At 30.6% G+C, this 11,354-nt stretch carries 11 protein-coding genes; 2 read left to right on the forward strand and 9 right to left on the reverse strand.

Annotated features, from left to right (window positions below; genetic code table 11):
• Positions 1-261: 261 nt before the first annotated feature.
• The gene (locus DP68_RS18380) at positions 262-807 is read right to left on the reverse strand and encodes a hypothetical protein (protein ID WP_035311950.1); all 546 of its coding nucleotides are present in this window, start codon (positions 805-807) and stop codon (positions 262-264) included.
• Between the two features lie 182 nt (positions 808-989).
• On the opposite strand from DP68_RS18380, the gene DP68_RS18385 reads away from it, so the two are divergent.
• A complete protein-coding gene (locus tag DP68_RS18385) occupies positions 990-1,181 on the forward strand; it encodes a hypothetical protein (RefSeq protein WP_035311952.1) in 192 nt (63 codons plus the stop codon).
• A gap of 224 nt (positions 1,182-1,405) precedes the next feature.
• Positions 1,406-2,548 carry a cell wall-binding repeat-containing protein gene (locus tag DP68_RS18390; protein WP_052085908.1) on the forward strand — a complete coding sequence of 381 codons (1,143 nt, stop codon included), beginning with the start codon at positions 1,406-1,408 and terminating at the stop codon, positions 2,546-2,548.
• An 82-nt stretch (positions 2,549-2,630) separates the two neighbouring features.
• On the opposite strand, the gene DP68_RS18395 is transcribed toward DP68_RS18390, so the two are convergent.
• The 8 genes from DP68_RS18395 to DP68_RS18425 form a co-directional block, all read right to left on the reverse strand.
• Complete coding sequence (locus DP68_RS18395; protein ID WP_035311954.1) at positions 2,631-4,457, reverse strand: sulfite exporter TauE/SafE family protein; 1,827 nt, start codon at positions 4,455-4,457, stop codon at positions 2,631-2,633.
• A gap of 220 nt (positions 4,458-4,677) precedes the next feature.
• On the reverse strand, positions 4,678-4,893 hold the full coding sequence (locus DP68_RS18400; protein WP_035311955.1) for a copper ion binding protein: 216 nt from the start codon (positions 4,891-4,893) through the stop codon (positions 4,678-4,680).
• Positions 4,894-5,007: 114 nt separating this feature from the next.
• On the reverse strand, positions 5,008-7,464 hold the full coding sequence (locus tag DP68_RS18405; protein WP_035311961.1) for a heavy metal translocating P-type ATPase: 2,457 nt from the start codon (positions 7,462-7,464) through the stop codon (positions 5,008-5,010).
• Between the two features lie 16 nt (positions 7,465-7,480).
• On the reverse strand, positions 7,481-7,618 hold the full coding sequence (locus DP68_RS19820; RefSeq protein WP_291550326.1) for an LDCC motif putative metal-binding protein: 138 nt from the start codon (positions 7,616-7,618) through the stop codon (positions 7,481-7,483).
• A gap of 20 nt (positions 7,619-7,638) precedes the next feature.
• Complete coding sequence (locus DP68_RS18410; protein WP_035311956.1) at positions 7,639-7,905, reverse strand: metal-sensing transcriptional repressor; 267 nt, start codon at positions 7,903-7,905, stop codon at positions 7,639-7,641.
• Positions 7,906-7,994: 89 nt separating this feature from the next.
• Positions 7,995-8,714, reverse strand: a complete 720-nt coding sequence (locus DP68_RS18415; protein WP_035311957.1) for a hypothetical protein — start codon at positions 8,712-8,714, stop codon at positions 7,995-7,997.
• 394 nt (positions 8,715-9,108) lie between these two features.
• Complete coding sequence (locus tag DP68_RS18420) at positions 9,109-10,476, reverse strand: ATP-binding protein (protein WP_035311958.1); 1,368 nt, start codon at positions 10,474-10,476, stop codon at positions 9,109-9,111.
• Positions 10,477-11,163: a response regulator transcription factor gene (locus DP68_RS18425; RefSeq protein ID WP_035311959.1), complete on the reverse strand. Its 687-nt coding sequence runs from the start codon at positions 11,161-11,163 to the stop codon at positions 10,477-10,479.
• Positions 11,164-11,354: the final 191 nt, after the last annotated feature.

Consider the following 11,354-nt stretch of genomic DNA (forward strand, 5'->3'; position numbering starts at 1 on the left):
CACCTACTATTAAATATTTTTCACTCATGCTTATACCTCCATCTTACATTGGTCTATAATATCTATGGCCGTGTTACATTTTATAAAAAAGTTATGAAGATACGATGAAGATGAATGTAATTGTAAAATTTGTTAATTTTATGGTAAATTTACCTATATTAACTTTTATTAAACCTTAGAATATTTATTATACAAAAAATAAACACAATGCCTAGATATGATTCTAGACATTGTGTTTCAAGAAATGTATTATGGTTTTATTTAAAAACCACCCATCATGTTATTGTAATTGCCACTGTTTACATCACTACCTTGTATGCTTCTCATTGAGTTATGCATTTGAATCATACCTTCTCTACCTATTGATTTCATCATTTGTCCCATGTACCCATAACCATTATTATTCATGATTTCAATCATTTTATCATAATTCTCTTGTGATAGATTATTCATGTAATTTGTCATTGCATCATAATTTCTAGTCTGCATATATCTAGCTGCATCTTTAAAACCATTGTCTTTCATGATTTTGACCATATCCTGATACGTATCCTTTGCTGGGGTATTAGCGCTATTTTTGTTATAGTTTGTATTGTCATTAGTACTAATTTTCTTTACAGTATTCTTTGTTTTTGGATAACCACTTTCTACAGATATTTGACTTGTGTTAATGCTATTTTCTTTTACTGCAACTTGTTGATTTTCTTTAAAACCATTATCATTAATATCACTTGCAAAGACAACTCCCGCTATTACTCCTACTGAAATCACCGCTGCACCTAATATAGCTAATATTTTATTCTTCATAACATTTCCTCCTATTTCATCTTTCATTCTTTAATCAAATTATAAATTGTAAATTTGAAGGAAATATGAAGAATATAACCTTACTAACAAATTCATTATTTAACATATCACTATAAGTGTTTCTCCATGCTTTCTACATATTTTATTAATATAATATAACTAGTGAAAGGAGGTTGAAAGTTATGATGTTTCTACCAATGGTTACTTTACTTATTTTCATGTTTCTTTATTTAAGCACTTTTGAGGATCAAAATAATCTAACTTATAGTAAAGTTAGACAATCAAATAACGCCTTGAGTATTTTAGATAGAAGATTTGCTGAAGGAACCATAAGTAAAGATGAATACTTAAGAATAAGATCCTTGTTAAAATGATTATAAATTTATAACTGTAATATATTTAAAACATGCATATAGATAACATTCAGAAACCATTTCGATTATTTTTTAACATGCTAATAAAGGGATGCACTAAAAACAGTGCATCCCTTTATATTGTTTAGAGACATATTTGCATGTATCATTTTCTTTACAATAATGTAACATGAAATATTATTTCATCATATAATTGAAATAGATAGTATCTTTAGGAGGATAAAATGTACAATAATATAAAAGAGGTTTGTCCCCTTACATCAAATACCACAAGGGTTTGTAGTTCTACTTCTGTGGATGCATCAGTTGGTGTATCTAAAATTGTTTTTACACATATGAAGCCTAACGCTGTAATTTTAGTTAATAAAAATAAAGTTTTTGATGCAATAGCCGCTGCGGCATTAGTTCATATGCCTATCGATGCTTCAATTTTATTTACAGATGGCAATAGGTTAAGCAAGGAAACATTAATTGAAATAAGACGTTTATGCCCTAAAGGCTACAAAGGAATACATGTAATATTGGTTGGTAATATTTCCAATAACATAGCTATAGAACTAAATCATTATGGTTTAAAAACCTATGGTATATCTGGCCGTAACTCCTATGAAACTGCATGTAAAATACCTAGTATAAGAAAAGACTTTGAAAATATACTTATAGTATCTGGTGAAAATTTTTCTGAGGGCATAATGACTCCTTATTGGAGTGCTCATCATGGTGATCCTATACTTTATGTAAAGAAGGATAGTATTCCTCATTGTACAATAGAGTCTATTAAAAAAATGCATGATATTAATGTTTATATTGTAGGTTCATCAAAAACAATATCAAAGGCTGTTGAAGAAGATTTAGGTAAGCTAGATAATATAAAAAACTTAACTAGAATTGATGGTGAAAATCCTTACGAGATTGCAGTGAATTTTGCTAAATATAAAAATCCTAAAACTGAATTTGGTTGGGGTAGAAATTATGTAGATGGTCATGCATTTACCTTTGGTACCCTAAGTCATCCTATGGATACATTAGCTGGAATGCTATTTGCTCACATGGGTAAGCATACACCTCTTCTTTTAATAGGTGATAATGCTGTACCTCCTGTAGTACAAAAGTATATAAAGTCAATTAAACCTATTCCACCGAAAGACATGCCTCGTCCTCCATTTATGCATGGATTTATTATAGGTGATACAGCACATATTACTTATACTTCACAAGTAAAAATTGAAGAGATCCTTTCTACTGATCATGAAATGATGGAAATGAATAATATGAGTAATATGAGTCACCATGTTAATGAAGCTGAAAACTTGTCACATTCAAAAATTACATGCAGATTTTGTGATATAACAGATATATTTGATTAAAAAATAAACATCAGAACTATGAAGTGTAAACTCTTAGATCTGATGTTTATTTATATTTATAATTTTATTTACAATACTTTAACTATTGACTTAAATAATTATCTCTCACCTTTTCTAAATCAGCAGTATTTAAGTTATCTACTACTTCAATTATTCCTAAGATGAAATCCTCTTTAACTATTGCATATCCACCAACTTTTTTAGGACTAAATTCTATCTCATTTACACCCTTTTTAGCATTAAATGAAGTAATTTCATTGCCTGTATTTGAATCTACAATGCGATATTTACCTTCCACATTATCAAAGTCATTTAAATCAAAGGTTAGCTTAGTTTTAGCAGTATTTCCTGTAACAACTATTAATGGCTGCAATTCATAACCAATACCTTTGAATTTTGCACTTTGGTAGTTTCCAATAGATGAAGCTTTATTAATTAATGTATCAGTTGGAACCTTTGTTATATCATCACCATAAATGCTTTGTGCTGAAGATGTTCCTTCAGAATCCTCATCTAATGGAACTGCACAGCAACTTGGACCTGTGCTTGGAGGTGGAATGGAAGCATCTGTTTTTGCTGTATCCACTGTTTCAAGATTATCTACAACCTTTATTACTCCTCTTATCATTCCCATCCAGCAGCTGAAATTTATATCCTTATCTCTTGGAGTAAATTCTACAATATTTTCACCTTTTTTAATTTTTTGTTCAACTCCTACAGATGATGCCACAATAGCATTATTACAAGAATTTAATTGTTCACCATTGATTATCCACTTTACTGGCATTCCCTTTTGTACATAAAATGCATTAGGAGTATATCCATTGTTATTTGCAGTCATCCTTATAACCTGTACTCCATTTTCAACAGTAGCTTTAGCTATATTTCCACTAGCTGAAGCTGAAGAACTTCCGCCAAGTAAGCTTTGTACTTTACTAGCTACCATTGGCATTGGATTAATATTTATACCTGCTAGTGCAAAACCTCTATTTCCCATAATAAAGCCAAGAACTATAATAAGAACACCACTAAATTTAAGAATTTTCTTTGTATAACCTTTACTTAAAAGCCCTGAAACAGCGCCAAATGTAAGCATTAGTGGTACCGTACCAATTGCAAACATAAACATTGATAAAGCACCTTTTGCAGCACTTCCTGTTCCTAAAGCAAAAAGCTGCATAGTTTGAAGAGGGCCACAAGGCATAAGCCCATTTAAAATTCCTACTATAAAAGGAGAACCAGATTTATTTTTAGTTTTACACGATATGTGAGGTAGCTTAATATTAAACTTTCTAAATGCGCTAAATCCAGCCATATTAAATCCCATCATAATCATAAATATACCAGCAAATATTTGAAGCCCTGCTTTTGCAGTAATTGAAATAGAAAATACAGATCCTAGTGCACCAATTATTCCACCTAAGATAGTATACGATAAAACTCTTCCCAAATTATATAAAAGTGCTGGCTGTATAGCTTCAAATTTATTATTGCTTTCTTTTGATAAACTTTGTGATAGCATGATTCCACCACACATACCTACGCAGTGAATAGAAGTAAGAATACCCACCACAAAAAGAACTGCATAAGAAGCATTAGTAAGTTTTGACTCCATATCAAAACCACTTGTTTTCATACCAAGCATAATTACAGGTGCTACTAATATAAAAACTCCCATGAATTTGTAGTCATTAGAGCTTTCTGTACTGTACCCAGCACTTTTTATAGCAGCTTTTATTTTACTTGAATCACAAAGTTCATTATCATATTCAACTTTAGCAAATTGCCCCACATAACTTGCTTTTACGCTTAATATTCCATCCAATTTTTTAATGGCTTTTTCTACTCTGTTTTCACAAGATGCACAGGTCATATCATACACCTTATACTTTTCTCTTACAATACTCATAAATTCCCTCCTAGTATGTATTCATAATATAAAGTAACTCTTACTTTATATTTCATAACGATAAAATAAATTACTATTTTGCTTTTAACATATCAAATTCATTTTTAAAACTTAAGATTATTTTATGAGTATAGTATATAGAAAATATATGTTGATTGTATGAAGACAAAAACTATAAAAGAGCTTTGATAAAATTAATTATCAAAGCTCTTTATTATATTTATAATACTTCTATACCTACAACTTCATATCCTGCATCATCTATAGCAAATCTTATATCTTCATCTTTTACTTCTACAGATGTTTCAATTATTGCTGTTTTAGCATCCAAATTTACATCTACACTAGTTACTCCGTTAAGTTCATTTAATGCCTCCTTAACATGATTAACACAATGTCCACAGCTCATTCCTTCAACTAATATTTTCTTTTTCATTTTGTATTCCTCCTAAAAATATATATTTAAATGTTTTAAGCTAACTTAATAGGAAACTCCTTCTCGTTCCTCAAATGATAAAGTGACTCACATCAAATCATAGATTTGAGTTCCCTACTTAGCTGGCTTAAATCCCTTTAGTCTTAATGCATTAGCGAGTACTGATACAGAACTAAGACTCATAGCAGCTGCTGCAATAATTGGATTTAAAAGTGGTCCACCAAAGATGTACAGTATTCCCATTGCTACAGGTATACCTAAAGTATTGTATCCAAATGCCCAAAATAAGTTTTCTTTAATATTTAATATAGTTTTCTTACTTAATTGTATTGCAGTTGGTACATCCATCAAGTCACTTCTCATAAGAACTATATCTGCTGATTCCATAGCTACATCTGTACCTGAACCTATAGCTATACCAATATCTGCTTGTGCTAGTGCTGGAGCATCATTTATACCATCACCAACCATAGCAACCTTCTTACCTTCTGCTTGAAGCTTCTTAACTTCATTAGCCTTATCTTGAGGAAGAACTTCTGCTAGTATTCTATCTATTCCCACTTGTTTAGCTATGGCTTCTGCTGTTCGTTTATTATCTCCTGTTATCATCGCTACTTCAATTCCCATTTCATGAAGCTTTTCTATTGCTCTTTTACTGTTTTCTTTAACAGTATCAGCAACAGCAATGATACCTACCATCTTTCCATCAATACTCACATACATTGGAGTTTTACCTTCTCCAGCTAGCTTATGAGAAGTTTCCTCTAGATTTTCTAAGGATATATTACTTTCCACCATAAGTTTTCTGTTTCCAAGTAAAATATCTTTTCCATCTATTTTAACTTCAATTCCATGGCCAGGAATAGCCTTAAAGAAATCAAGTTTTTTAAAATCTAGTCCCTTTTCCTCAGCACCTTTTACAATAGCCTCGCCAAGAGGATGCTCTGATCCCTTTTCTGCTGATGCAGCTAATTGCAATAAATAATCCTGTGTTATATCATTTGTAACAACTACATCTGTAACCTTTGGCTTACCTTCTGTAATGGTACCAGTCTTATCAAATACTATTGTTTTTACTTTATGAGCAGTCTCTAAAGCAACACCACTCTTTATCAGCACACCATATTCCGCACCTTTCCCCGTTCCAACCATTATTGCTGTTGGAGTTGCAAGGCCTAGTGCACAAGGACAAGCAATTACCAGAACTGATATAAATATAGTAAGAGCAAATACCCCTGTTTCCCCAGACATATACCAAGCAAAAGCTGAAATAACTGCAATCACCATAACTACTGGAACAAAGTAACCTGAAATTATATCAGCTAATTTCGCAATTGGCGCCTTAGAGCCCTGTGCGTCTTCTACTAGTTTTATAATTTGAGCTAAAGCTGTATCTTTACCAACCTTTGTGGCTCTATATTTTATAGTACCATTTTTATTAATACTTGCACCGATAATCTTATCTCCAGTATTTTTTTCTACAGGTATACTTTCCCCTGTTAACATAGATTCATCTACTGATGTAGTACCTTCTACTACTTCACCATCCACAGGCATCTTCTCTCCTGGCTTAACTACAATTATATCTCCTACTTCAACTTCTTCTATAGGAGTTTCAAGCTCTTTTCCATCTCTAATAATAATAGCTGTTTTAGGAGCAAGCCCCATAAGCTTTTTTATAGCCTCAGAGGTTTTACCCTTGGTAACTGATTCTAAATACTTACCAAGCGTTATAAGTGTTATAATAACTGCCGCTGACTCAAAGTATAAATCATATGCATAATCTACATTACCACTAAAAATCTGTACTATAGCAAATATTCCATATAAGAACGCCGCACTGGTACCCATGGCAATTAGAGAATCCATGTTAGGACTTCTCCTAAATAAGGATTTAAATCCTACTGTAAAGAATTTATAGCCCGCAGCCATAACAGGTATAACGAGTACTAACTGTACTATTGCAAAGGTCCTAGGATTTACCATAGGGTCTATAACTTCTGGAAGTTTAAATCCAATAGGTCCCCCGAACATATGTCCCATGGTTATAACAAGTAATGGTACTGAAAATATTGCTGCTATAACAAACTTTTTCCATAATAATTTTATTTCTTTTTCTTTTCTCTCTTTATCTGCATCTACATTGGTTTCTTCTTCTACAGCTTTGTAACCTGCCTTTTCTATTACTTTTCTTATATCTGAAACTCTAACCTTTGAAGAATCATAACTTATATTTAAATTTTCTGTTGCAAAGTTTACATTAGATTCTATAACACCATCCAACTTTTTTGTTACTCTTTCAACTGTTTTAGCACAAGCTGCACAAGTCATTCCCTGAATCTTTAATGTCTTTGTACTAGATTCAGTTTTAGCTTTATAACCTGCTTTTTCAATAGCTGCTTGAATGTCTTCAATAGATACCCTTGCCTCATCGAAGCTAACGTTTAATTTCTCTGTAGCAAAGTTTACATTTGCATCAGTAACGCCTTGTAACTTTTTAGATGCTCTTTCTACAGCTTTAGCACAAGCTGCACAGGTCATTCCTTCTATTTTAAGAACTTTATTCAATATATTCACCTCTTTTTAATTACTTCTTATTGGTATCAGTTCCTTTAGTAGCATTGTTAGATTTATTTAAATCACAACAATCTAATTTACCATTACCAAAAGATTTGCTATTTTGATCAGCAATTTTTTTTATAAGATTCTTAAAAAAATTTTTCATATCATACATCTCCTTTAATATTACTTTTGAATGAGTTTTTCTAAGATACCCATTATTTCATCAACTTTTTCTTCTCCGCTGTCATGTATAAAGGCATGCTTTACACAATGATTTAAGTGCTGTTTTAATATCAGCATATTTGCCCTCTTTAATAAAGCTTGGGAAGCTATTATTTGATTAGATATATCTACACAGTACCTATCTTGCTCTAGCATCTTTATAATCCCTTCAATTTGACCCTTTGCAGTTTTTAACGATGCCAAAGCTTTCATTTTCTCTTGATTCATTATTTTCCTCCTTTCGAGTGAAGGTAATCCATTATATTCATTTAACCTCTCCACCCATTGGGGGTGCACTGTACCAAAATAAAAAATCATTATTTACTTATATTATATATTTTCACTATTTGATCTGGATTTTCTCCCATCCCCATATTATCTTTGCTTGCTTCTCTAAATACCCATCCACTTCCCTCAAGTTTATTAACATCTAGTCCTGCTTTTATAAGTGGTTCTGCTTTAAGCACAAATATCATATCAGCATCGTTTAATCCTAATTTTTCTGTCCATTGTACCTCATTGCCTTCTCCAATAATTAGTCTATAATGCTTTTGATCTTCATGATATTTTACAATATTAGTATTTGATTTTAATAATCTTCTCATAGAGTCTTCTGATCCATTAGAAGCTTCTTTTTTATCACTTACATTGTATGGCTTAATTAATCTATTAGGTAAACTTTCTCCCTTATCATCTTTAGCAGCAGGTTCATATAACCATTCACTCTTATCAAGCTTGTTGACATCCAATCCTGCTTTTATCAGAGGATCTGCTAACATTACCATGGCGAAGTCTGCTTTATTAGCTGACATATCTTTGCTCCATTCAAATTTTTCTCCTGTTGGAAGCTTAAATCCCCAGTGCTGTAACTCACTATGGAAACCTTTATTTTCTGGATAAGCCTTTACAATTTCATTAAAAGCTTTAAGCGCATTATCTGATTCTTTGTTCCCCGTTATCGTTCTGCTGCATCCTGCAAAGGATATAACTAAAGCTGAGGAAGCAAGTATAGCTATTATTTTCTTTGTCTTTTTCATATAATTACAACTCCTTATATGTTTTCTTGCCTTTAGGTACATATTACTTAAATCCTATGAAGACCATATGAAGATTTTTAATAATAACTTAAAATTTATACTATAATTATTTTTTATCATCTCAAACACTTTTTCTTTTCTTCATCTCATCTACATAATTCGATAATATAATATGAATATAGTAAGTTAATCAATAACCATCCTTATTGATTGATAGCTTTTATATGAGTAAATTCCCCAAATAATTTACTGTTAATACTTATTACAAAAGTAGAAGTCTGTTTCCCCAAACAGACTTCTATTTTTATTTTAATTGTTTTTATGAATTTTTACATTAAAAAACTTTGATAAATTTAATTATCAAAGTTTTTTTAATTACTTATACAATCATTATTTAAAATTTATTAAATGCAACCTTGAAAGTAGCTCCTCTTCCTTCTTCACTTTTGACGTCTATATTTCCTGAATGAAGCTGTATTATGTTCTTAACAATAGTTAATCCTATTCCGCTCCCTTCAATTTCATTTCTACTCTTATCTCCTCTGTACAGTCTTTCGAAAATGAACGCTAAATCTTCTTTTTTGATTCCAATACCATTATCTTTAATTTCTACTATAACATTTTTATTATGTGTATATAGGCTAACCCATATATCTCCCTGTTCTTCTGTAAATTTCAATGCATTAGATATTAAATTTATAAATACTTGTTTTAATTTATCTTTATCTCCAGTTATATCATAACTTTTATTAGATTCTATATGATAATGAAGCCTAATGCCCTTATTCTCTGCTGCCATATAAAAATCTTCACAAATGTCACTCATCAATTGATCTAAATATACTCTTTGGAAATTAAGCTTTATACTTTCAGTTTCAAATTCTTTTAGAGTATTTAAATTATTTAGTAAGCTTCCAAATCTTATCACTTCTTCATTAAGATAATTTAATCTCTCTTCTGTAACTGGAAAAACCCCATCTATCATTGCTTCTAGATTGTTTTGCAGTACGTTCAAAGGTGTTCTTATTTCATGAGATATGTCAGATACTAATCTCTTTCTAAGCACGTCTTGATATTTTAATTTTTCAGCTAATATGTTAACACTTCTTCTTAGGTTTTCCAATTCCTTAATGTTACTTTGAGTATTAGAAATTGCATTAAAATTGCCCTCAGATAATTTTACAGACATATTAGCAACTTCTTTAATTGGACTAGAGAATTGCTTTGAAAAATAAAGACTTAATATAATTATAATAGATAGAGTCACAAGCCCGCTGATAATAATGCTTTTATTTATAGAAGTTTTAAAGTTTATATCTTCTTCGGATAATAATACGGATGAGTATTGACCAATATCCACATAACCGACTAATTTACCATTAACTATAATTTCAAATCTTTTAGAATTGTATACTCCATTATCTTTTACTATCATAGTGTTTAAGTGAGAAGTGTTTTTGATTAAATCTGGCTCCATGCCCCATATAGGTTTTTTATTAATATCTAAAAGTGTTAAACAATAATTGCTCATATAAGCTTCATGCATTAGCTCCGACCCAGAATTATTTGACCATTTACCATCTCTTTTGTATATTTCCTGAAAGTAAGATACAATTCTCTCTTCTCTTTTATTTTGTATATCTAGCATGTATTGATTGAATTTATCGTTTATAGTTGCATTTACAAATACTGTGATCAAAAGTATTGCCCCAATGGAGCATGTAAAAAATAATATACTTAATCTTTTTCTAATGGTTTGCACTTAATTTTCACCACCAAACTTATATCCTACCTTCATAACAGTTATAACATACTTAGGATTTTTGGTATCCTCTTCTATCTTTTTTCTTATGTTTTTTATATGAACATCAATGGTTCTATCGTATCCATCAAAATCCACTCCAAATACTTTATCTATAAGCTGCTCTCTTGACAATACTCTACCCTTATTTACTATGAGAGTATACAATATATCGAATTCATTTGGAGTAAATGCCACTTCCTCTCCATTAATCTTTATGGTCCTTTTATCATAATCGACAATTAGTCTCCCATCGTTAAAGGTAAAACTTGAAGTTTCATTTTCTCCCTTTAATCTTCTAAATAATGCATTAACTCTTGCTGTTAATTCTCTAGGGCTAAATGGCTTAACTAGATATTCATCAGCACCAATATTTAATCCTTCAATTTTATTATCTAGACTTCCTTTTGCAGTAAGCATAAAAATATGCACATCGGATTTCTCCCTTATTATTTTACATATTTCTTCCCCACTAATGTCTGGAAGCATTAGGTCCAGTATAACTAGTTTAAAATCCATAGAATTAAATAGTTCTATACCCTTTAGTCCTTTTGTGGTGCATTGAACATTATATCCACCTTTCTCCAAATAAGCCTTCAATACTTCTGATACACTTTCTTCATCTTCAATTATTAAAATGTTATTCATATTTCACCTCTTATTTTATTTAATTTGTATATTACTGTATAAATTAATCTTTAACAATTATGTTTACTATTATAAAACTTTATCAATTTCTTTTAAAGATATTATGAAGACTTTATAAATTGAAAATTATCTTCACTTTCTTTTTACAAAATATCTTAACTTAAAACCATATAATAAAATAATAAATGCAT

It is taken from the genome of Clostridium sp. HMP27 (assembly GCF_000765165.1).
In the GTDB taxonomy this organism is placed as follows: domain Bacteria; phylum Bacillota; class Clostridia; order Clostridiales; family Clostridiaceae; genus Clostridium_AK.

What these genes read in the sequence shown, in the direction of transcription:
- DP68_RS18380 (WP_035311950.1), bottom strand. Translation starts at nt 807, where the DNA reads ATGAAGAATAAAATATTAGCTATATTAGGTGCAGCGGTGATTTCAGTA.
- DP68_RS18385 (WP_035311952.1), top strand. Translation starts at nt 990, where the DNA reads ATGATGTTTCTACCAATGGTTACTTTACTTATTTTCATGTTTCTTTAT.
- DP68_RS18390 (WP_052085908.1), top strand. Translation starts at nt 1,406, where the DNA reads ATGTACAATAATATAAAAGAGGTTTGTCCCCTTACATCAAATACCACA.
- DP68_RS18395 (WP_035311954.1), bottom strand. Translation starts at nt 4,457, where the DNA reads ATGAGTATTGTAAGAGAAAAGTATAAGGTGTATGATATGACCTGTGCA.
- DP68_RS18400 (WP_035311955.1), bottom strand. Translation starts at nt 4,893, where the DNA reads ATGAAAAAGAAAATATTAGTTGAAGGAATGAGCTGTGGACATTGTGTT.
- DP68_RS19820 (WP_291550326.1), bottom strand. Translation starts at nt 7,618, where the DNA reads ATGAAAAATTTTTTTAAGAATCTTATAAAAAAAATTGCTGATCAAAAT.
- DP68_RS18410 (WP_035311956.1), bottom strand. Translation starts at nt 7,905, where the DNA reads ATGAATCAAGAGAAAATGAAAGCTTTGGCATCGTTAAAAACTGCAAAG.
- DP68_RS18415 (WP_035311957.1), bottom strand. Translation starts at nt 8,714, where the DNA reads ATGAAAAAGACAAAGAAAATAATAGCTATACTTGCTTCCTCAGCTTTA.
- DP68_RS18425 (WP_035311959.1), bottom strand. Translation starts at nt 11,163, where the DNA reads ATGAATAACATTTTAATAATTGAAGATGAAGAAAGTGTATCAGAAGTA.